Source organism: Halomonas sp. B23F22_10 (assembly GCF_043496975.1).
Lineage (GTDB): Bacteria > Pseudomonadota > Gammaproteobacteria > Pseudomonadales > Halomonadaceae > Halomonas > Halomonas smyrnensis.
In genome coordinates this window covers 727,779-748,909 of record NZ_JBIEKF010000001.1, presented here as the reverse complement: position 1 = coordinate 748,909, position 21,131 = coordinate 727,779, and the positions used below count along the sequence as shown (strand labels likewise).

Genomic DNA, 21,131 nt, shown 5'->3' with positions numbered 1-21,131 from the left:
CCTCAGCGCTTGCCGTAGAGGGTCTCGGGGTCGATCAGCGGCGCCGAGATGATGCGCGCCTCGTCGCCCTCGAGGGACACGTAGAAGCAGCTCCGGCGGCCGCTGTGACAGGCCGGACCGGTCTGGTCGACCTGCATCAGCAGGGTGTCGCCGTCGCAGTCGAGGGTGGCGCTGCGCAGATGCTGCTGCTGGCCGGAGGACTCGCCCTTGCGCCACAGCTTGCCCTTGGAGCGCGACCAGTAGCAGACGCGGCCGGTGGCCAGGGTTTCTTCCAGCGCCTCGCGGTTCATCCACGCCATCATCAGCACCTCGCCGCTGTCATGCTGCTGGGCGATGGCAGGAATCAGGCCGTCGTCATTGAAGCGGATGGCATCGAGGATCTCGCCGAGCGGGCGGCGGCTGTCGAGTGCCGCGCCTTCCAGGCGCTTGAAGGTGTCGGTCATGGGGGCTCCGTGCATCATGAGGTCGCGATGGCCGACCGGCAGGCCTCGCACTGGCCGAGCAGCTCGATGGTCTGGCGATGCACCACGAAGCCGAGCTCGCGGGCACGCTGGCCGAGCCGCTCGTTGATGTCATCGAGGTGAAGCTCCTCGACCCGGCCGCAGTCGCGGCAGATCAGCAGCTGGAAGCCGTGGGCGTGCTCCGGGCAGGGGCAGGCCACGTAGGCGTTGAGCGATTCGATGCGGTGCACCAGTCCCTGGTCGATGAGAAATTCCAGGGCGCGATACACGGTGGGCGGCCGCGCCGACGCGTGCTCGGTGGCGAGGCGGTCGAGCAGCTCGTAGGCCTTCAGGCCGCCGCGGGTGTCGGCGATGATCTGCAGCACCCGCTGGCGAATCGGAGTGAAGCGCACGCCACGCTGGTGGCACTGTCGCTCGGCCTGTTGTATCAGGTCGCTGGAATCGGTCATGCGGGCCATGCGGTCGAGGATTGAGGGGAACATTCTACGCGCCCGGCATGGCCCGAGCCAGCCGGGCGTTGGTGGCCACGATGAAGGTGGCGCTGGCTTCGAGAGGCGACGCGCAGGGCGGCCGCCTCAGGCCTCGGCCGCCTCCTGCGCCACGCGCTCCAGCTCGCTGCTGCGGGCGAAGTGATGCTGGGCGAAGGCCACGCGCTCCTCGGGCGAGACGCCCTCCGGCTGGCGTTCGATGAGGTCGAGCCGCTTGCGCAGCCCCTCGCCGTTGGCCATCTGGATCGCCAGCCCCGGGCGGGCGTTGAGCTCCAGCAGCATCGGCCCGTGCTGGCGGTCGATCACCATGTCGGTGCCGAGGTAGCCCAGCGCCGTCATCTCGTAGCAGCTGGCGGCCAGTTCGAGCAGCGTCTTCCAGCCGGGAATGCGCAGGCTGGCCAGCTCGTGGCCGGTGTCCGGGTGGTCGTGACGGGCCCGGTCGAACTGCACGCCGCGGATCGCCGTGCCGCTGGCGATGTCGATGCCCACGCCGACCGCGCCCTGGTGCAGGTTGGCCTTGCCGTCGGAGGCGGCGGTCGACAGCCGCATCATGGCCATCACCGGATAGCCCTGGAAGACGATCACGCGGATGTCCGGCACGCCCTCGTAGCTGTATTCGGCGAAGGATTCGTCGAAGTCGATCAGCGCCTCGATCACCGCCACGTCCGGTGAGCCGCCCAGCGAATAGAGCCCCGAGAGAATGTTCGACACGTGGCGTTCGACGTCCTCCAGGGTGAGGTGGGCGCCGCTGGGCTTCACGAAGTGCGCGCCGTCGCGCTGTTCGATGACCAGGATGCCCTTGCCGCCGCTGCCCTTGGCCGGCTTGATCACGAAGCCGCCGTGGGCGGCCAGCATCTCGTGGATGCGCTTGACGCCGAACTGGGTCGAGACGGTGCCGATCAGCGCCGGAGTGCTGATGTCGTACCGCTGGGCGAGCAGCTTGGTCTGGAGCTTGTCGTCGACCAGCGGATACAGCCGCCGGTCGTTGTAGCGGCCGATATAGCGGATGTTGCGCTGGTTCATGCCGATGATGCCCTTGGCGCGCAGCTTGCCCGGGGAGGTCCACATGCGATCAGTCCTCCGTGACCGGCTTGAAGCGACGCAGCTCCAGCAGCCGGTAGCCGGTGTAGTTGCCGAGCATCAGGATCAGCGCCATCAGGATCAGCTGCACCCCGAGGAAGTTGAAGGTGATGTGGCGGATCCAGGGGTTGTTCATCGCCAGGTAGGCCAGCACCGCGGTCAGCATGCTGCCGCCGCCCTGGATCAGCACTTCCTTGGGGCCTTCCTCTTCCCACAGGATCGACATGCGCTCGATGGTCCACGACAGGATGATCATCGGGAAGAAGGTGATCTGCAGTCCGGCGTTGAGGCCCATGCGGAACGACAGCACCGAGAACAGCGAGATGATGGCGATGACCGTGATGATCACCGCCGTCACCCTGGCCACCAGTAGCAAGTTCAAGTAGGACAGGTAGTTGCGGATCACCAGGCCCACGGCCACGACCAGCAGGAAGCCGACCAGTCCCGTCACCAGCGAGGTCTGGATGAAGGCCAGGGCGATCAGCACCGGCATGAAGGTGCCCGATGTCTTGATCCCTACCAGCACCCGCAGCAGCACCACGACCAGCGCGCCGATGGGAATCAGCAGGATGGTCTGGAACAGTGCCTGCTCCTCGAGCGGCAGGCTGTGGATCGAGAAGTTGAGCAGAGTGTCGGCGTCCCTGGCCACCTGGCTGCGCACCGCGGCGGCGGCGGGCTGGTTGCGCGAGATCATCGAGAAGCTGATCCGGGAGTTGGTCCCGCCCTGTACCTCCAGCACCGACTGGCCGGCGTTCTCCCACAGCAGCAGGTTGTCCGGGCGTCCGCGTTGGCCGGTGGCCGGATCGAACAAGGCGCTCTCGTTGCCGTCGTAGACCTCGAGCCAGGTGTTCAGGGCCTGGCGACGCCGGCCGTTCTCCAGCGTCAGGCCGCTGACCGCTCGCGCCTGGACGCCGGCCTGATGGAACAGTCGCAGCAGCAGCGGCGAGCGATCGAACTGGGTCAGCAGCAGGCGCACGTTCTCGCCACGCCGCTCGTCGCTGAAGTCGCTGATCAGCTGCTGGGCGAAGGTGAAGGGATCGGCGCTGCGCGACCAGGCATGGTCGATGACTTCCTGGGCCGCGGTGTCATAAGGCGGCTCCCAGACCACGTTCGGCACCGGGCGCGGCGGCGGCACGTCACCGGCCTCTGCGTTCGGCGCGACCAGGACCTGGGCGCTGTAATAGAGCTGCTGGTTGCCCTCGGCCTCGCGTACCGACCACAGGGCACGGCGCGCGCCGTTCTCCTCGAGGTAGTTCAGGCCATAGCCGGGCGAGGCGGTGTGCTCGGTGAGCACCCGGAAGCCGGGCTGGGTGGAAGGCAGGGCCATTTCGACCCTGGCCGGGCCGCCGTCGGCGCGGAAGTCGACCTGGGCTTCGATCTCCCAGACCTGGCGCTGTTCGCCCGGCGTCCAGGGGACCTCGAATTGGACATGGCGATGGACGCTCATGGCAATGCCGGTGACCAGCAGCAGGGCGACGATCAGATAAAAGGGCAGTCGGGACATGTCGGCTTCCTTGGGCGCGTGACGTGGGCTTCGCTGACGGGATCAGGGCGCCGTCGTCTCGTCTTGTGTCTCGGGCGCGTCGGCATCCGCTGCCGACGGCGAGGAAAATTCGGGGCGATCGTAGATATGCCGGCGGGCTACGTCGACGATGGCGATATCCATCAGGAAGCGACGGCCCAGCAGCGCCGGAGAGTCGAGATGGGTGCGGTCATCGAGGGTGAACTCCACGCTTTCGCGCAGCGGCCCCAGCGTCAGCAGCAGGCGAATCACCGGCCGCGGGGCCTCGCCGTTGGCCTGGGCGGCGCGGACCCGGTGCTCGACAGGCGCCTCGATCCACTCGTCGCGCTTCGTCTCGATCACGCTGTCCTCGTCGTTGAGGCCCAGCTTGAAGCGCACCCAGTCTTCGCCGTCACGCTCGAACGGCGTGATCTCGGTGGCCGACAGCGACGACATTTCGGCACCGGAATCGATACGAGCTTCCAGATAGGTGCCCACCTCGGGCAGGCCGATCCACTCGCTGCGACCGACCAGGGTCTTCTTGTCGAGCCGCTCGTCGACCACCGGGCAATTGCGGGACGTCGGCTCCTGGCGTGTCTCGCCGCGCAGCGTCTCGAGCTCGCCGCGCACGTTGCGCAGCAGGTATCCCAGCTCGCGCACGTCGGCGCGCAGGCCCAGCTGCTCCTCGCGGTGCGCCGACTGGGCCTGGAGCGTGGCGTCGCAGCGGTCGGCCAGGTCGGCCTGGAGCCGATCCATGCGATTCGCGAAGGCCTGCTGGGTGACGGGCTCGGGGGGCGCTTCGCGCTGGGGCACCATTCCGCAGCCACCGAGCGATAACAGGGCGGCGAGAGGGGCAATCAGCAGGGGGCGAATCGGCATGTCGTCGACATCCTTGGCTCTGGCGAGTTGAAGAGGCAAAGGCCTCGCGAACTGACGGGATGATAAGGAGCGGGGGGCAAGCTGTCCATGTCGTGGCGATGACGAATCCGTGGGTGACCTGGGCTTGCATGGCTCCGACACGACCATGATTTAACATAATATATATTATGCGAAATCCTGTCCGTGGCGGCTTGATGCCCTTGTGTCATCATCGCGACACCCAGACGCCGTCTCCGTCCACTACCTACGGTGACGGCCTCGACGGCCTGGCATGATGCCCAGTGTCGTCCAGCCGTCACGCTTTCGCCATGGGAACCCCCGTCACACTGCCGGCGGATGTCACGGCCGAGACGCCGGCGCCCGGAACGCCTCTCGAGGTTCCGGGCGCGCGGCCCCGCAGTCGATGATGTCAGGCCGTCTCGGCGTCCAGTCGCTGGCTGGGCGCGGCGCGCTCGAGCCGGATCGCGATGAACTTCGAGGTCGGCGTGAAGGTCTGCTCGCCGTAGCTGTCGAGCGGCACCAGCGGATTGGTTTCCGGATAGTAGGCCGCGGCCTGGCCGTCCGGCATGTCATAGGCCACCAGCTGGAAATCGCTGACCCGACGCTCGCGGCCGTCGTCCCACAGCGACACCAGGTCTACCCGGTCACCGGGGGCGAAGCCGAGCCGCCGGATTTCCGTCTCGCTGGCGAACACCGCCTCGCGCAGCCCGAAGACGCCACGGTAGCGATCGTCCAGCCCGTAGAGCGTGGTGTTGTACTGATCGTGGGAACGCAGCGTCTGCAGGATCAGGTCCGGCATCTCGCCGCGCGCCAGCACGCCGGCGTTGACCAGCGCCTCGGGCAGCGCGTGGGAGCGGAACCGGGCCTTGCCGCTGTTCGTGTGCCACACCCGCTCCGCGGCGGCGTTGCCCAGGTGGAAGCCGCCGGGCTGGTCCAGCCGTGCGTTGAAGTCCTCGAAGCCGGGAATGGTGACCGCGATCAGATCGCGGATGCGGCCATAGTCGGCGATCAGCGACATCCAGTCCACGGGATGCGGGCCCAGCGTCGCCTGGGCGATGCCGGCGATGATCGCGGGCTCCGAGCGTAAATGTGGAGATCGCGGTGTCAGCTGGCCATGGGAGATGTGCACCATGCTGAAGGTGTCCTCAACGGTGACGCCCTGAGGCCCCTCGGCCTGCATGTCGATCTCGGTGCGGCCCAGGCACGGCAGGATCAGGGCGTCCCGGCCGGTCACCAGGTGCGAGCGGTTCAGCTTGGTGGCGATGTGCACGGTCAGCTCGCAGTGTCGCAGCGCGGCGTGGGTGCGCTCGGTATCCGGCGTGGCCTGGGCGAAGTTGCCGCCCAGGCCGAGAAAGACCTTCGACCGCCCTTCTTCCATCGCCTGGATCGCCTGCACCGTGTTGTGACCATGGTCCCGCGGCGCCTCGAAGCGGAAGCGCCGCTCCAGGGCGTCGAGCAGCCTCGCCGGCGGCTTCTCGTCGATGCCCATGGTGCGATCGCCCTGCACGTTGCTGTGGCCGCGCACCGGCGACAGCCCGGCGCCCGGCTTGCCGACATTGCCGCGCAGCAGCTGAAGATTGACGATTTCCTGCACCGTTGCCACCGAATGGCGGTGCTGGGTGATGCCCATCGCCCAGCACATCACCACCCGTTCGGCACGGCGATACATCTGTGCGGCCAGCTCGATGTCGTCGAGCGAGAGCCCCGACTGCGCGCGAATATGCGCCCAGGGCGTGGCATCCACGGCGGCCAGGTAGTCGTCCAGGCCGTCGGTGTGGGGCTCGAGGAAGGCGTGATCGAACACCGGCGGCTCGCCGGCCGCCAGCGCTTCGCGCTCCCAGCCCAGCAGGTATTTCGCGATGCCGCGCATCAGCGCCATGTCGCCGCCGAGGGCCGGACGCAAATAGGCGGTGTGGGTGGGCTCTGAGGCGTTGCCGAGCATTTCCAGCGGTTTCTGGGGATGCTGGAAGCGCTCGAGGCCGCGCTCTTTCAGCGGATTGATGCAGACGACCTGGGCGCCGCGCTGAACTGCTTCGCGCAGCGGCTCGAGCATGCGCGGATGGTTGGTGCCGGGATTCTGGCCGATGACGAAGATCGCCTCGGCGTGCGCCAGGTCGTCGAACACCACGGTGCCCTTGCCCACGCCGAGGCTATCGGTCATGCCGATGCCGCTGGCCTCGTGACACATGTTCGAGCAGTCGGGAAAGTTGTTGGTGCCGAAGGCACGCACGAACAGCTGATAGAGGTAGGCGGCCTCGTTGCTGGCCCGGCCGGAGGTGTAGAACTCGGCCTGGTCGGGCGACTCGAGACGGTTCAGGTGCTCGGCGATCAGCGCGAAGGCGTCTTCCCAGCGGATCTCGACGTAGCGGTCACTGTCGGCGTCGTAGCGCATGGGATGCGACAGCCGGCCCTGATATTCGAGCCAGTAGTCGCTCTGCCTGAGCAGGTCCGAGACGCGGTGTTCGGCGAAGAACGCGGGGCCGACGGAGCGCCCGGTGGATTCCCAGTTCACCGCCTTGGCACCGTTCTCGCAGAACTTCACCAGCCCGCTCTCCGGCGCCTCGCCCCAGGCGCATCCCGGGCAGTCGAAGCCGTGATCCTGGTTGGTCTTGAGCATGGCACGGAGGTTCCTGACCGCGTTGTCGCTGCCGAGCCAGCTTTTGGTCACGCTCTTCAGCGCTCCCCAGCCGGCCGCTGCGCCCGAATACTCTCTGATATGCTCGTCCTGGCTCATTGCCTCTTCCCCAACTAATGAGCCCCCCTAACATATTCCTCTCGTCGCACCGCGTCCAATCGAATCCCGTGAGGCCTTGACCCTGCCGTCCGTGAAGGCGGTGCCGAGAAGATCGACACGTCCTGACCGAACAGCGCTTCGCCGAGATTCGCGCCCGGTGGCCCGAAGCGGATGACATGCCGATGTCCCGAAGCCCGACCTGCCCCGGCTCGCATGGCACCCGCGGCCTCACTCCTCTATATTATTATACAGCACGCATAAAGGATATGAGTCATGTATAGAAAATTACCGAGCCGGCGGGGCCGCCCGATCGTCTGGCTGGCCCTGGTGTTGATGCTCGCCGGCTGTGCCGGCATCGACGTGGGGCGCTACGCGGGAACCACGCCACGGCTCGACATCGCCGACTACTTCGAGGGGCAGACGCGGGCCTGGGGCATGGTGCAGGACTACAGCGGCGAGGTGCAGCGCCGCTTCACGGTGGACATCGACGGCAGCGTCGAGGGCGACACCCTGACCCTGGATGAGCGTTTCACCTACGCCGACGGCGAGACCGATCGCCGCGTCTGGACCTTCGAGCGTCGCGACGGCGGCCGCTGGGAGGGGCGCGCCAATGACGTCGAGGGCGTGGTGCAGGCTCGTCAGGCCGGGCACGTCTTCCATATGAGCTATCCACTCGAGGTCACGGTCGACGGGCGCGACCTCACCTTCCAGATGGACGACTGGATGTTCCTGCAGCCCGACGGCCGGCTGATCAATCGTACGTCCATGAAGAAGTTCGGCCTGACGCTGGCCGAGATCACCATCATCTTCGACCGCGATGCCCCACGCTAGGTAGTCACCCTGCCCTGTCTTCCCGTTCTTTCTTTACAGGAAACGACACGGCCCCGGTTCCTGATGGAACCGGGGCCGTTGGCGTCATGGCCTGATCGATGGTTGATCAGTCGTCGGCCGGCGCGTAGGAGCCATCCTCGCGGTGAACCTCTTTACCGGTCAGGCCCGGAGTGAACACGCAGGCCAGATGCATGGTCTTGGTCGCCCGCAGCAGGTGGTCGTCATGCTGATCGAGGATGTAGATGTCGCCCGGCTTGATCGGCCAGATCTTGCCGTCGGCCAGGGTCTCGACCTCGCCCTCGCCTTCGATGCAGTACACCGCCTCGAAGTGGTGCTTGTAGTGGATGTGGGTCTCGGTGCCCTCATAGATCCGGGTGATATGGAAGGAGCAGTTGCCGCCGTCCTCGGCCAGCGACAGGCGGGTGCTGTCCCAGTTGCCGTTCTCGGCGGTGACCATGCGGTCGGTCTGACGGGCTTCCTCGAGATTGCGAACGATCATTGGCGCTCTCCATGGGATGTCTGGTGTGACGGCCGGCCCGCTCGATGTGTCGAGGCACGGGCCGGCACCGATGACCACCCGCCTCGTCGGCGACGAGACGGGCCGGGTGAATCGATCAGCTCAGGGCCTGGCGGGCACTGGCCTCGAGGATGTCCAGGGCTTCGATCAGGTCCTCGTCGGGAATGGTCAGCGGGCACAGGCACTTCACCACTTCACCGTCCTGGCCGCTGGTCTCGATGATCAGGCCGTTCTCGAAGGCCTGGCCGGTGATCTTGTCGGCGATGTCACCGCTGCCGATGTCGATGCCGCGCATCAGGCCACGCCCGCGCTCGCTGGCCTCGATGCCGTGCTCCTCGGTGAGCCAGGCGGCGATCTTCTGGAAGCGCTCCTCGACGATGCGGCCCTTGCGCTGCACGTCACGCTCGAAGGTGTCGTCGCTCCAGTACTGGCGCAGCGCGGCGGCGGCGGTGGTGAAGGCCAGGTTGAAACCGCGGAAGGTACCGTTGTACTGGCCCGGCTTCCACTTGTCGAGCTCGGGGCGCATCAGCACGTGGGCGAACGGCAGGCCGAAGCCGGACAGCGACTTGGAGTTGGTGACGATGTCCGGCACCACGTCGGCGTGCTCGAAGCTGAAGAACTTGCCGGTACGGCCGCAGCCGGCCTGGATGTCGTCGACGATCAGCAGGATGTCGTGGGCACGGCAGATGCCTTCCAGACGCTTGAGCCAGTCGAGACCGGCCACGTTGATGCCGCCTTCGCCCTGCACGGTCTCGACGATCACGCCGGCCGGCACGTCCAGGCCGCCGGACTTGTCGCCGAGCAGCTTCTCGAAGTAGTCGAGGGTGTCGGTGGCCTCGCCCATGTAGCCGTCGAACGGCAGGAAGGAGGCGCCCTGGGTCGGGATGCCGCCGGTGGCCTCGCGGAACTTGCGGTTACCGGTGGTGGCAAGTGCCCCCATGGTCACGCCGTGGAAGCCGTTGGTGAAGGTCACGATGTTGTGACGGCCCTTGGCCACGCGGGCCAGGCGAATGGCCGCTTCGACGGCGTTGGTGCCGGTCGGCCCCGGGAAGTGCACTTTGTAGTCCAGGCCGCGCGGCTTGAAGATCACTTCCTCGAGGGTCTCGAGGTAGTCGCGCTTGGCGGCGGTCCAGAAGTCCAGGCCGTGGACGATGCCGTCGCTGGCCAGATAGTCGACCAGCGCCTGCTTGATCTTGGGGTTGTTGTGGCCGTAGTTCAGGGTGCCGGCGCCAGCCAGGAAATCGATGTACTCGCGGCCGGTCTCGTCGGTCAGGCGCGCATTCTGCGCTTTGGTAAAGACGACCGGAAAGGAGCGGGAATAGGTCCGGACGTCGGATTCCATGCGTTCGAGGGTCTGGGTCTGCATTGCGACCTCCTGTCGGAAAGAGCGGAAGAAAGGGAAATTCGGGCGTGACGATGCCGGCCGACGTGGCGCGCCGGCACCGTGGCAGCAGCGATCAGATGTCGGCGGTCTGGAAAGGCCCGATGCGCACGAGGTTTTCGGGGTCGTGCTCACCGCCCAGCTGATCGGTGGAAAAGTATTCACGGCTGTTCAGCGGCGCCTGCCAGCGGTCGGCCAGACGGCGGAACAGGCCCCAGGACGCCTGGTTGTCCGGCGTGATGGTGGTCTCGAGGTGGTGTACCTCGGCCAGCTCCGGGCGGCCCATCACGGCCTCCACCAGGCGGCGAGCCAGGCCGGTGCCGCGGGCCTTCTCGCCCACGGCGACCTGCCACAGGAAATAGGTGTCCGGGCAGTTGCTCTTCACGTAGCCGGAAACGAAGCCGACGATCTCGCCTTCCTCGTTGGTGGCCACGGCGCAGCTGTCGCGAAACTGGGTCGCCAGCAGCAGATAGGCGTAGGCGGAATTGATGTCCAGCGGCGGGCAGGACTTGACCAGTTCGTAGATGCCCCAGCCGTCGTCCGGGTTGGGCTTGCGGATGAACAGCGGGGTGGACTGATGGCCGACGACGGTGTCGGCAACGCTGGGCCGGGCGAGCTCGGCGGAGGGAATGAAGGGCTCTGTGGTCACGTTCATTATCATGTTCGCTTAGCGAATTCGGGAATTAGCATAACAGCTGCTTATCACCTTTTCAAAAACCCTGTTATCCGGGCGGCAAAAAACCATAAACCTGTATTATAGCTTATGTGGAAATGCCGCCATGACGGGCTTCTCACAGCATAGTCCCGTCTCGTTCCTCCGGCCTGTCGAGCCTTCAAACGCAGCGGGCCACCCATTCAGGGTGGCCCGCTCTTGTGGCGATGGTGTGACGGCGAGATGTCGCCGTCCGTGGCGTCAGCGACGCGTCGGCGTACGCATGGTCACGAATTCCTCGGCGCCGGTGGGATGGATGCCCACCGTCTGGTCGAACTGGGCCTTGGTCAGCCCGGCACGCACCGCGATGGCGATGCCCTGGATCAGCTCGCCGGCCTCGTCGCCGACCATGTGCGCCCCGACCACCACGTCGCTCTCGTCATCGACGATCAGCTTCATCAGGCAGCGTTCGCTGCTGCCGGACAGGGTGTGTTTCATGGGGCGAAAATCGGCGCTGTAGACGCGAATGGCGTCGAAACGCTCGCGCGCGGCCTCTTCGGAGAGGCCCACGGTGCCGATGTTGGGATGGCAGAACACCGCGGTGGCGATGCGCTCGTAGTCCAGCGGCTCGGGCGTGGTGTCGCCGAAGTGGTGCTCGACCAGCTTCATGGCCTCTTCCAGCGCCACCGGAGTGAGCTCGGGGCCGTCGGTGACGTCGCCCAGCGCCAGGATGGACGGCACCGAGGTCTCGAAGCGCTCGTTGACCTTGAGCTTGCCGTCGTCGCTGGTGGCGACATCGAGCTTGTCCAGGCCCAGCCCTTCGAGGTGCGGGCGACGGCCGGTGGCGGCCAGCACCGCATCCACTTCCAGCGTCTCGCCGCTGGTCAGGGTCACCTCGAGGCCGCCCTCGACCTGCTCGATGGTCTCGATGTTGGTGCCGAAGTGCAGGTTGACGCCCTTCTTGTCCATCTCGTCGCGGGTGAACTCGCGCACTTCCTGGTCGAAGCCTCGCAGGAACAGGTCACCGCGGTAGACCAGGTGGGTGTCGCTGCCCAGGCCGTTGAAGATGCTGGCGAACTCCACGGCGATATAGCCGCCGCCGAGCACCAGGAAGCGTTCCGGGAAGCGGTCGAGATCGAAGACGCGGTTGGAGTCCAGCGTCAGCTCATTGCCCGGGAAGTCCGGCACCCAGGGCCAGCCGCCCACGGCGACCAGGATCTTCTCGGCGCTGATGGTCTCGCCGCCGACGCTGACGTGATGCTCGTCGACCACCGTGGCCCGGCCGTTGATCAGGCGCACGCCGGCGCCGTCGAGCAGCCGGCCGTAGATGCCGTTGAGGCGCTTGATCTCGCCGATCTTGTTGTCACGCAGGGTCGCCCAGTCGAAGGTGGGCGCCTCGGGCAGGGTCCAGCCGAAGCCGCTGGCGTCCTCGAAGCTGTCGTGGAAGTGGGCGGCGTAGGAATACAGTTTCTTGGGCACGCAGCCGACGTTGACACAGGTGCCGCCCAGGTAGCGATCCTCGGCCACGGCAACGCGGGCCCCGGTGGCGGCGGCGGTGCGTGCGGCGCGAACGCCGCCGGATCCCGCCCCGATGACGAAGAGGTCGTAGTCATACTCGGTCACAGACACAGGCATCTCCTGTTGGGTGTGTATAGATGGGTGCGTGATAGAGGGGATGGGCGTGAGTGGCAGCGATCATACCAGCCGTCGGCAGCCCCCGGGAGGTCCGCGGCCATTGACCGCCGCTATGGTGGTAATAAAAAAAGCAACTTGTCAGCGATCCCGATCATAAGAGCCGCCTCCCTGCCCCATCAAAACGTCATGAACGCCCCGTCGGTGGGCCTCGGCCGGGTCGCCCTGCCGTATCCCAACGACCGCCTGGCACCGCCAGGCGAGCCTCATTCGCCGGGCGCATGACGCCTCTCGTTATTTCGATTGTCCTCCCGCCGCCGAACTCTCTATGTTGAAGGCCGGACCGGAACAAACGGTCGTTCGCCCCATCCCGAGGCGATACGCATAACAATCCATCCGGCATGGAATACAACATGACAATCAAGAAGACCCTTCTGGCCAGCGCCGTCGGCGCGGCCATGACCGCGGCTGCCATCGCACCGGCCGCCCAGGCCGAGACCACCCTCAGCATGGCCTACGACGCCGACCCGGTGTCGCTCGATATCCACGAGCAGCTCTCCGGCGGTATCCTGCAGCTGTCCCACATGACCTTCGACCCGCTGGTGCGCTGGAACAAGGACCTCGAGTTCGCCCCGCGCCTGGCCACCGACTGGGAGCAGGTCGACGACACCACCCTGCGCATGACGCTGCGTGAGGGCGTCGAATTCCACAGCGGCAACGCCTTCACCGCCGAGGACGTGGTGTGGACCGTGGAGCGTCTGAAGCGCAGCCCCGACTTCAAGGCGATCTTCGCGCCCATCGCCTCGGTGACCGCGGTCGATGAGCACACCGTGGAGTTCACCACCGAGAAGCCCTATCCGCTGCTGCTCAACCTGGCGACCTACATCTTCCCGATGGACAGCCAGTTCTACAGCGGTGAGGACGCCGACGGTGATCCCAAGGACGAGATCGTCAAGAACGGCAACTCCTACGCCTCGCGGCATCTGTCCGGCACCGGTCCCTTCGAGGTCAGCGAACGCCAGCAGGGCGTGCGCGTGGTGTTCGAACGCCACGACGACTACTGGGACGAGGATTCCCCCGGCAACGTCGACAAGATCGTGATGACGCCGATCAGCGAGAACGCCACCCGCGTGGCCGCCCTGCTCTCCGGCGACGTCGACTTCATCGCCCCGGTGCCGCCCAACGACCTGGAGCGCATCCGTAACGACGACGATACCCAGCTGGTCACCATGACCGGCACCCGGATCATCCTCTTCCACATGAATCAGGAGCGCGTCGAGGCCTTCCAGGATCCGCGGGTGCGCCAGGCCTTCGCCTATGCCATCAACCAGGAAGGCATCGCCGACCGGCTGATGAAGGGCTTCGCCACCCCGGCGGCCCAGATGTCGCCGGAAGGGTATGCGGGCCACGTCGAGGACCTCGCGCCACGCTACGACCTCGAGCGAGCCCAGGAACTCATGGCCGAGGCCGGCTATGAGGACGGCTTCGAGATCACCATGATGGCGCCCAACAACCGCTACGTGAACGACGCCAAGATCGCTCAGGCGGTGGCCGCCATGCTGGCGCGCATCAACGTCACGGTGGATCTCAAGACCCTGCCCAAGGCCCAGTACTGGGGCGAATACGACGACCGTGTCGCCGACATGATGATGATCGGCTGGCACGCCGACACCGAGGACTCGGCCAACCTGCACGAGTACCTCACCGCCTGCCCGGACGCCGACAGCGGGGCCGGTCAGTACAACGCCGGCAACTACTGCAACCCGGAGCTCGATGCCCTGGTCACCGAGGCCAACCTGGAGGTCGACCTCAAGGCCCGCGCCGAGATGCTGCAGCGGGTCGAGCAGACCCTGCATGACGAGGCCGCCTTCATTCCGCTGCACTGGCAGGACCTGGCCTGGGCATCCGCCGCCAACGTCGATATCGAGCCGGTCGTCAACGTGATGAACTTCCCCTATCTCGGGGACCTGGTCGTCGAGGAAGAGTGATTCCTCCCTCGCCGGCGTCATCGTCGGCGAGGACTTCCCCCCATCCTGACCCGGTGGCGCGCTCGACGCGAGCGTGCCACCCCGTATTGCCTACGGGACGCCACTCATGATCGCCTTTCTGATCAAGCGCCTTTTCCATGCGCTGCTGGTGATGTTCGTCATCAGCGTGATCGCCTTCGCCATCCAGGACAATCTGGGCGACCCCATCCAGCAGATGGTCGGCCAGTCGGTGCCGGAGAGCGAGCGCGCGGCGCTGCGCGAGGAACTGGGCCTGAACGACCCCTTCGCGGTGCAGTACCTGCGCTTCGCCGCCAACGCGGTGCAGTTCGACTTCGGTTATTCCTACGTCTTCAACGAGCCGACCACCGACGTCATCCTGCGCCACCTGCCCGCGACCCTGGAGCTGGTGGCCGCGTCCACCTTCCTGATCATCGCCCTGTCGATTCCCATCGGGGTCTACAGCGCCATCCGGCCGCGTGCCTGGCTGTCGCGGTTCTTCATGGGCGTGTCGATCATCGGTATCTCGATACCGGTGTTTTTGACCGCCATCGTGCTGATCCAGCTGTTCGCCATCGGCGTGTCCTGGTCGCCCTTCCCCGCCGATACCGGCTGGGGCGCCTGGCTCAATGACCTGATCAGTACCGACGGCGGCATGCCGGCCTACGGCCGCGGCGACCCGGTGCCGGTGTTCGGCACCTGGGAGACCAACTTCGCCTCCCTCGAGGGGCTGACCTACCTGGTGCTGCCCGCCATCTCGCTGGCCTCGATCATGCTGCCGCTGTTCATCCGCCTGATCCGCGCCGAGATGCTCGAGGTGATGCAGTCGGAGTACGTGAAGTTCGCCCGCGCCAAGGGCATCTCGCTGCGCCGCATCTACTTCCTGCACGCGCTGAAGAACACCATGCTGCCGGTGATCACCGTGGGCGGGGTACAGATCGGTACCCTGGTCGCCTACACCATCCTCACCGAGACGGTGTTCCAGTGGCCCGGCATGGGCCTGATGTTCCTCGACGCCATCGAACGCTCCGACATTCCGCTGATCGTCACCTACCTGATGATCGTGGGGCTGATCTTCGTGATCACCAACACCCTGGTCGACCTGATCTATGGCCTGGTCAACCCCACCGTCAAGCTGACAGGAAAGCCCGCATGACCACCTCGACCTCATCCGCTGCGAGCTCGTCCACGGCGAGCCGCTGGGAGCGCTTTCGCGACTCCTACCTGCTCTACAGTTTCCTGCGTGACCCGATCGCCCAGGTCAGCCTGGCGGTGTTCATCCTGATGGTGGCCTGCGCCGTCCTGGCACCCTGGCTGGCACCGATGAACCCCTACGACCTGGCACAGATCGATATCCTGGCCTCGGAGCTGCCGCCGTTCTGGGTCGACGGCAGCGATCCGGCCTATCTCATGGGCACCGATGCCCAGGGGCGTGACCTGCTCTCGACCATCCTCTACGGCCTCAGGGTCTCGCTGATCATCGGCTTCGGCGCGGTGGCGCTGCAGGCCACCCTCGGCGTGTGCTTCGGCCTGCTGGCCGGCTACCTGGGCGGGCGCGTCGATGCCTTCCTGATGCGCATGGCCGATATCCAGCTGTCGTTCTCCACCCTGATGGTGGCGATCGTGGTCGGCGCGCTGTTCAAGGCAATCTTCGGCGGCGCCACCTTCAGCACCTATGCGGTGCCGCTGCTGGTGCTGATCATCGGCCTGGCCGAGTGGCCCCAGTATGCGCGCACCGTGCGCGCCTCGGTGCTGGCCGAGAAGAGCAAGGAATATGTCGACGCCGCCCGCGTGATGGGGCTGCCGAGCCGGCGCATCATGTTTCGCCATATCCTGCCCAACACCCTGTCGCCGATCTTCGTCATCTCCACCGTGCAGGTGGCCAACGCCATCATCTCCGAGGCGGCGCTGTCCTTCCTCGGCCTCGGCATGCCCGAGACCCAGCCCTCGCTGGGCTCGCTGATCAAGTCCGGGTTCGACTACATCCAGTCCGGCTCCTGGTGGATCACCCTGATCCCGGGCCTGGTGCTGGTGGTGCTGGTGCTGGTCATCAACCTGCTCGGCGACTGGCTGCGCGACGTCCTCAATCCGCGTCTCTACAAGGGCTGAGGCCATGCTGAATATCGATACGTCCCCCATGTCCGACGGTCGCCGGCACGACGCGCTCGATCCGCGCCTCTTCATCCGGCACAAGGGCTGAGGCCAAGGAGTTCCCATGTCACTTCTCGAAGTCAACCACCTCGACGTGCGCTTCGCGCTGCGCCGCGGCGACGTCCAGGCCCTGCGCGACGTCTGCTTCAGCCTGGATCGCGGCGAACGCCTGGGCATCGTCGGCGAGTCCGGCGCCGGCAAGTCCGTGGCCGCCTTCAGCCTGCTCAACCTGATCGCCAAGCCCGGCTACATCGCCGGCGGCAGCATCGTGTTCGACGGCCAGGAGCTGATCGGCCTGTCCGACCGCGCCCTGCGCCGCATCCGCGGGCATCGCATCTCGATGATCTTCCAGGACCCGATGATGACGCTCAATCCGGTGCTGACCATCGGCGAGCAGATGATCGAGTGCCTGAAGGCCCACCGTCGCATCTCGACCAAGGACGCCCGGGCGATCTCGCTGCGCAAGCTCGAGCAGGTGCAGATCCCCTCGCCCGAGGCGCGCCTCGAGCAGTATCCCCACGAGCTCTCCGGCGGCATGCGTCAGCGCGTGATCATCGCCATCGCGCTGTTGCTCGACCCGGACATCATCATCGCCGACGAGCCCACCACGGCGCTGGACGTGACCATCCAGGCCGAGATCATGGCGCTGCTGCTGGAGCTGTGCGAGGAGCACAACGTCGGCCTGGTGCTGATCACCCACGACCTGGGCGTGGTCAGCCAGGTCACCCAGCGCATGCTGGTGATGTATGCCGGCCGCGTGATCGAGCAGGGCCCGACCCGCGAGATCATCAACGACCCGCAGCACCCTTACACCCAGGGCCTGCTCAACGCCCTGCCGCAGATGGCCACGCCCGGCGAGCGGCTCAACCAGATCCCCGGCAGCATGCCATCGCTCAGCCACCTGCCGAGCGGCTGCGCCTTCCATCCGCGCTGCGGCTTCGTCACCCGGCCCGACGGCTCGCGTCGCCAGGCCTGCGTCGACGAGGTGCCCGCCTTCGTCGCCTCGGGCAACTGCCAGGCGGCCTGCCACATGGTCGCCGAGATGATCGAACGCGAACGCATTCCGGCCGAGGAGCAAGATTCATGACCACCGCCTCTCTTTCTTCATCTACCGGCTCCTCCCCGGGCGCTTCGAAGGCGCCGGAGACGGCCGAGCCGCTGCTGTCGATCCGCGGGCTGGAGAAGCGCTTCTCGCTGTCCGGCGACTTCCTCGAGCAGCTCAAGTTCAAGGGCGGCAAGCTGGTGCGCGAGCAGAAGCACGTGCACGCCATCAACGGCGTCGACCTGGACATCCGGCGCGGCGAGGCGCTGTGCGTGGTCGGCGAGTCCGGCTGCGGCAAGTCCACGGTGGCGCGCACCGTGATGGGCCTGATCACCCCCAGCGCCGGGGAGATCCGCTACGACGGCGAGCGCATCGACGACCGCTCCACCAGGGAGCTGCTGCCCTACCGTCGGCGCATGCAGATGATCTTCCAGAATCCCTATGCGTCGCTGAACCCGCGCATGACCATCCAGCAGACGCTGGAGGAGCCGATTCGCCTGCATCATCCCGACTGGTCGCCGGCCAGGGTCCAGGACAAGGTCGCCGAGGTGATGAACGCGGTGGGCATCGCCCCGGACTGGGGGGCGCGCTACGGCCACGAATTCTCCGGCGGCCAGCGTCAGCGCATCGCCATCGCCCGGGCGCTGGCGGTGGACCCGGAGTTCATCGTCGCCGATGAACCGATCTCGGCCCTCGACGTCTCGATCCAGGCCCAGGTACTCAACCTGCTGATGGAGGCCCAGCAGCAGCGCAACCTGACCTACCTGTTCATCACCCATGACCTGGCCGTCGTCGAGCACTTCGGCACCCGGGTGGCGGTCATGTATCTGGGCCGGGTGTGCGAGGTGGCGCCCACGGCGACGCTGTTCGCCACCCCGCGCCATCCCTACACCCAGGCGCTGATGTCGGCGATTCCCCGGCTCGAGGATGACCGCCCGCAGCACATCCGCCTGCAGGGCGAGGTGCCGACGCCGGTGAACCTGCCGTCGGGCTGTGTGTTCCACGGCCGCTGCCCGCATGCCGACGCGCGCTGCCGGGAAGAAGTCCCGACCCTGATCGCCACCGACCAGGGCGGCCAGGTGGCCTGTCATGGGGTGGAGGAAGGCCGGATCTGAGGTATCGAAAAGTGCCTGCGCTCGGCTAGACGCGCGGAGAACCGCTGCCGTTGATCATCCGGCTGACCGGTTGGTCAACGCTGGCTAAGCTGAGTAGACTCACCGTCCCTGGCGCTCCGGCACAAGGAACACTATGGAATTACGCTGGCTGGAAGACTTCATCGCCCTGGCGCGTACGCGCCACTTCTCGCGGGCGGCGGAGACCCAGAACGTGACCCAGCCGACCTTCTCGCGCCGCATCAAGCTGCTCGAGGAGGAGATGGGGGCCACCCTGATCAATCGCCAGACCCTGCCGCTGTCGCTGACGCCGGCCGGCGAGGAGTTCCTGGCGCTGTGCGAGGACGTCACCCGACGGGTGACCACCGCCCGCGAGCGCCTCGGCCAGCTGGCCGAGGCGGACGCCAGCCGTCTGCGCCTGGCCGCACCCCAGAGCCTGCTGGCCAATTTCCTGCCGGAATGGCTGGCCGATTTCGATCCCGCCCCGCCGGTCACGCCTTACCTGCGCGCTACCGGCTGGCTGGCCGACGACTACTTCCGGGCCCTGGAGCGCCAGGAATGCGACCTGGTGCTCTGCTACTGGCCCGCCACGCCACGCACGTTGCCGCTGGAAACCGAGGGCCTGGAGGCTCGGGTGCTCGGCCGCGAGCGGCTGGTGCCGGTGTCGCTGCCCGACGCCGAGGGCAACCCGCGTTTCTCGCTCGAGGACAGCGGGCGTCGTCCGCTGCCGCTGATCGCCTATCACCCCCGGGGGGTGATCGACCAGTGCATTCGTGCGCATTTGCAGGCGCTCGGCCAGGTGCCGACCTTCAGCGTGCTCAACGAGAGCATCCAGAGCGGCAATATTCGCGAACTGGTGGGGCTCGGCTACGGACTCGGCTGGCTGCCGGCGCGCTCCATCCAGACCGCGCTGGCCTCCGGCGGTCTGGTGCCGGCCGGCGGCACGCGCTGGCAGGTGCCGCTGGAGATTCGCCTCTTTCGCCACCGTGACAACCCACACCCGGCGGTGGAGGCGCTGTGGCAGAGGCTCGTCGAACCCAGGGCCGACGCCATATGACGCCGGGCCGCCATGCGGCGGATTTCCGCGCCCCGACGGGCCTGGCCAATCGCCACCTGCAGACCCTGTTGCCGAGGATGCTGCCGGCGCCCTCGCCCGCGCTGGCCTGGGAGACGCTGGCGCTGCCCGACGGCGATGTGGTCGAACTCAGCTGGGTGACACCGGGCCCCGCCGACGACGACGCGCCGCTGTTCGTGCTGTTCCACGGGCTGGAAGGCTCGGTGCACTCGCCCTATGCCCGGCAGCTGCTGACGGCGGCCGGCGAACGTGGGCATCGCGCCGTGCTGATGCATTTCCGCGGCTGTGGCCGCCACCCCAACCGTCGCCCGCGGGCCTACCACAGCGGTGACACCGCCGATGCCCACTGGCTGCTGACCCAGCTGGCCCGCCGCCATCCCCGGGCGCCGCGCATCGCCTGCGGCGTGTCGCTGGGGGCCAACATGCTGCTCAAGCTGATGGCCGAGGACGCCGGCAGCGAATCCCCGGCGCTGCACGGCGCGATCGCCATTGCCCCGCCGGTGGATCTCGCGGCCAGCGCCGACTGCCTGGAACGCGGCTTCGCGCGGGTCTATCAGCGTCACCTGCTCGGTGCGTTGAAGGCCAAGGTGGCGCCGCGGCTCGAGGCCGGCGAGCTGCCGCTGGCACTGTCATCCCGGGCGCTTGCCGGCCTTGGCACCCTGCGCGAGTACGATGATGTGGTGACCGCGCCGCTGCATGGCTTCGACGGCGCCGCCGACTACTATCGCCGGGCCTCGGCCGGGCCACTGTTGCAGGAGATTCGCCGGCCGACGCTGATCCTCCACGCCGAGGACGATCCCTTCATGCCGCCGGGCCTGTTCGAGGACGTCGCACTGGGCCCGGGAATTCGCCTGGAAACGGCCCGCCACGGCGGTCACGTGGGCTTCGTCGAACGCCGTGACGGGCGGCTGGCGAGCTGGCTCGCGCGCCGGGTCGGCGCTCAGCTGGAGTGCCGGGCCGACACGGCGCCCTGCCTGCGCGAGCCGCTCAGCCGATCGGGCAGCTGACGCCGGTGCCCTTGAGGCCGCAGTAGCCGTCGGGTCTCTTGTCGAGGTACTGCTGGTGATAGTCCTCGGCGTAGTAGAAGGTCTCGAGCGGCTCGATGGCGGTGGTGATGGGGCCGCGTCCGACCCGGGCCAGGGCGTCGTCGTAGGCCGCGCGGCTGTGCTCGGCGATCTCGCGCTGGGCCTCGTCGGTGACCAGGATGATCGAGCGATACTGGGGCCCGATGTCGTTGCCCTGGCGATTGCCCTGGGTGGGATCGTGGGCCTCCCAGAAGTGGCGCAGCAGGGTCTCCAGATCGATCGTCGCCGGATCGAAAACCACCCGCACCACTTCGGCGTGGCCGGTGCGTCCGGTGCAGGTCTCCTCGTAGGTGGGGTTCGGCGTCACGCCGCCGGCATAGCCCACGGCGGTCACATGCACGCCGGGCAGCTGCCAGAACAGCCGCTCGGCGCCCCAGAAACAGCCCAGCCCGAGCACGATCTCCTGCAGGCCCGCCGGCCACGGCGGCGTCATGTCGCGGCCGCTGACGGTGTGGCGACCCAGAATCTGCAGCGGCGTGTCGCGGCCCTCGGGGGCGTACAGCGGCGAAGTGGTCATCGTGTGGC

Annotated in this window: 19 protein-coding genes; 8 read left to right on the top strand and 11 right to left on the bottom strand. The window is 67.0% G+C overall.

The window, feature by feature from the left end; translation table 11 throughout:
* Positions 1-2: 2 nt before the first annotated feature.
* From hisI to ACGTNF_RS03355, 6 genes are all read right to left on the bottom strand, one after another.
* Positions 3-443: a phosphoribosyl-AMP cyclohydrolase gene (gene hisI, locus ACGTNF_RS03380; protein WP_394600419.1), complete on the bottom strand. Its 441-nt coding sequence runs from the start codon at positions 441-443 to the stop codon at positions 3-5.
* Positions 444-457: 14 nt separating this feature from the next.
* Positions 458-910, bottom strand: coding sequence for a Fur family transcriptional regulator (locus ACGTNF_RS03375; protein WP_394600544.1), 453 nt, complete (start codon positions 908-910; stop codon positions 458-460).
* A 126-nt stretch (positions 911-1,036) separates the two neighbouring features.
* Positions 1,037-2,017: an alpha-L-glutamate ligase-like protein gene (locus ACGTNF_RS03370; RefSeq protein WP_394600418.1), complete on the bottom strand. Its 981-nt coding sequence runs from the start codon at positions 2,015-2,017 to the stop codon at positions 1,037-1,039.
* A gap of 4 nt (positions 2,018-2,021) precedes the next feature.
* Positions 2,022-3,533, bottom strand: a complete 1,512-nt coding sequence (locus ACGTNF_RS03365; RefSeq protein WP_394600417.1) for an inactive transglutaminase family protein — start codon at positions 3,531-3,533, stop codon at positions 2,022-2,024.
* A 42-nt stretch (positions 3,534-3,575) separates the two neighbouring features.
* Positions 3,576-4,409, bottom strand: a complete 834-nt coding sequence (locus tag ACGTNF_RS03360) for an ATP-dependent zinc protease family protein (protein WP_394600416.1) — start codon at positions 4,407-4,409, stop codon at positions 3,576-3,578.
* 409 nt (positions 4,410-4,818) lie between these two features.
* Positions 4,819-7,143 carry an FdhF/YdeP family oxidoreductase gene (locus ACGTNF_RS03355; RefSeq protein WP_394600415.1) on the bottom strand — a complete coding sequence of 775 codons (2,325 nt, stop codon included), beginning with the start codon at positions 7,141-7,143 and terminating at the stop codon, positions 4,819-4,821.
* Between the two features lie 273 nt (positions 7,144-7,416).
* Here ACGTNF_RS03355 and ACGTNF_RS03350 point away from each other — a divergent pair, with 273 nt between their 5' ends.
* Positions 7,417-7,974 carry a DUF3833 domain-containing protein gene (locus tag ACGTNF_RS03350; protein ID WP_394600414.1) on the top strand — a complete coding sequence of 186 codons (558 nt, stop codon included), beginning with the start codon at positions 7,417-7,419 and terminating at the stop codon, positions 7,972-7,974.
* Between the two features lie 106 nt (positions 7,975-8,080).
* On the opposite strand, the gene ACGTNF_RS03345 is transcribed toward ACGTNF_RS03350, so the two are convergent.
* The 4 genes from ACGTNF_RS03345 to gorA all read right to left on the bottom strand — a co-directional run bounded on the left by ACGTNF_RS03345 (position 8,081) and on the right by gorA (position 12,159).
* Positions 8,081-8,473, bottom strand: a complete 393-nt coding sequence (locus tag ACGTNF_RS03345; RefSeq protein ID WP_394600413.1) for an ectoine synthase — start codon at positions 8,471-8,473, stop codon at positions 8,081-8,083.
* A 115-nt stretch (positions 8,474-8,588) separates the two neighbouring features.
* Positions 8,589-9,857 (bottom strand): diaminobutyrate--2-oxoglutarate transaminase, encoded by a 1,269-nt coding sequence (ectB, locus tag ACGTNF_RS03340; protein WP_394600412.1) that lies wholly within the window; start codon positions 9,855-9,857, stop codon positions 8,589-8,591.
* Positions 9,858-9,948: 91 nt separating this feature from the next.
* Positions 9,949-10,527: a diaminobutyrate acetyltransferase gene (gene ectA / locus ACGTNF_RS03335; protein ID WP_394600411.1), complete on the bottom strand. Its 579-nt coding sequence runs from the start codon at positions 10,525-10,527 to the stop codon at positions 9,949-9,951.
* 258 nt (positions 10,528-10,785) lie between these two features.
* On the bottom strand, positions 10,786-12,159 hold the full coding sequence (gene gorA / locus ACGTNF_RS03330; protein WP_394600410.1) for a glutathione-disulfide reductase: 1,374 nt from the start codon (positions 12,157-12,159) through the stop codon (positions 10,786-10,788).
* A 410-nt stretch (positions 12,160-12,569) separates the two neighbouring features.
* Here gorA and ACGTNF_RS03325 point away from each other — a divergent pair, with 410 nt between their 5' ends.
* The 7 genes from ACGTNF_RS03325 (at position 12,570) to ACGTNF_RS03295 (ending at position 20,528) form a co-directional block, all read left to right on the top strand.
* Positions 12,570-14,144 (top strand): ABC transporter substrate-binding protein, encoded by a 1,575-nt coding sequence (locus tag ACGTNF_RS03325; RefSeq protein ID WP_394600409.1) that lies wholly within the window; start codon positions 12,570-12,572, stop codon positions 14,142-14,144.
* 106 nt (positions 14,145-14,250) lie between these two features.
* Positions 14,251-15,297 (top strand): ABC transporter permease, encoded by a 1,047-nt coding sequence (locus tag ACGTNF_RS03320; RefSeq protein WP_016854911.1) that lies wholly within the window; start codon positions 14,251-14,253, stop codon positions 15,295-15,297.
* Entirely contained in the window at positions 15,294-16,250 is a 957-nt protein-coding gene (locus ACGTNF_RS03315) for an ABC transporter permease (protein ID WP_016854910.1), read from the top strand. The genes ACGTNF_RS03320 and ACGTNF_RS03315 overlap by 4 nt, the downstream gene beginning before the upstream one ends.
* A gap of 106 nt (positions 16,251-16,356) precedes the next feature.
* Complete coding sequence (locus tag ACGTNF_RS03310; protein ID WP_394600408.1) at positions 16,357-17,379, top strand: ABC transporter ATP-binding protein; 1,023 nt, start codon at positions 16,357-16,359, stop codon at positions 17,377-17,379.
* Positions 17,376-18,449 carry an ABC transporter ATP-binding protein gene (locus ACGTNF_RS03305; RefSeq protein WP_152478946.1) on the top strand — a complete coding sequence of 358 codons (1,074 nt, stop codon included), beginning with the start codon at positions 17,376-17,378 and terminating at the stop codon, positions 18,447-18,449. The genes ACGTNF_RS03310 and ACGTNF_RS03305 overlap by 4 nt, the downstream gene beginning before the upstream one ends.
* A gap of 133 nt (positions 18,450-18,582) precedes the next feature.
* A complete protein-coding gene (locus tag ACGTNF_RS03300) occupies positions 18,583-19,503 on the top strand; it encodes a LysR family transcriptional regulator (protein ID WP_152478945.1) in 921 nt (306 codons plus the stop codon).
* Entirely contained in the window at positions 19,500-20,528 is a 1,029-nt protein-coding gene (locus ACGTNF_RS03295; RefSeq protein ID WP_394600407.1) for a hydrolase, read from the top strand. The genes ACGTNF_RS03300 and ACGTNF_RS03295 overlap by 4 nt, the downstream gene beginning before the upstream one ends.
* Here ACGTNF_RS03295 and msrA read toward each other — a convergent pair.
* A complete protein-coding gene (msrA, locus tag ACGTNF_RS03290) occupies positions 20,509-21,123 on the bottom strand; it encodes a peptide-methionine (S)-S-oxide reductase MsrA (RefSeq protein ID WP_016854905.1) in 615 nt (204 codons plus the stop codon). The genes ACGTNF_RS03295 and msrA overlap by 20 nt on opposite strands.
* Between the last annotated feature and the right edge of the window lie 8 nt (positions 21,124-21,131).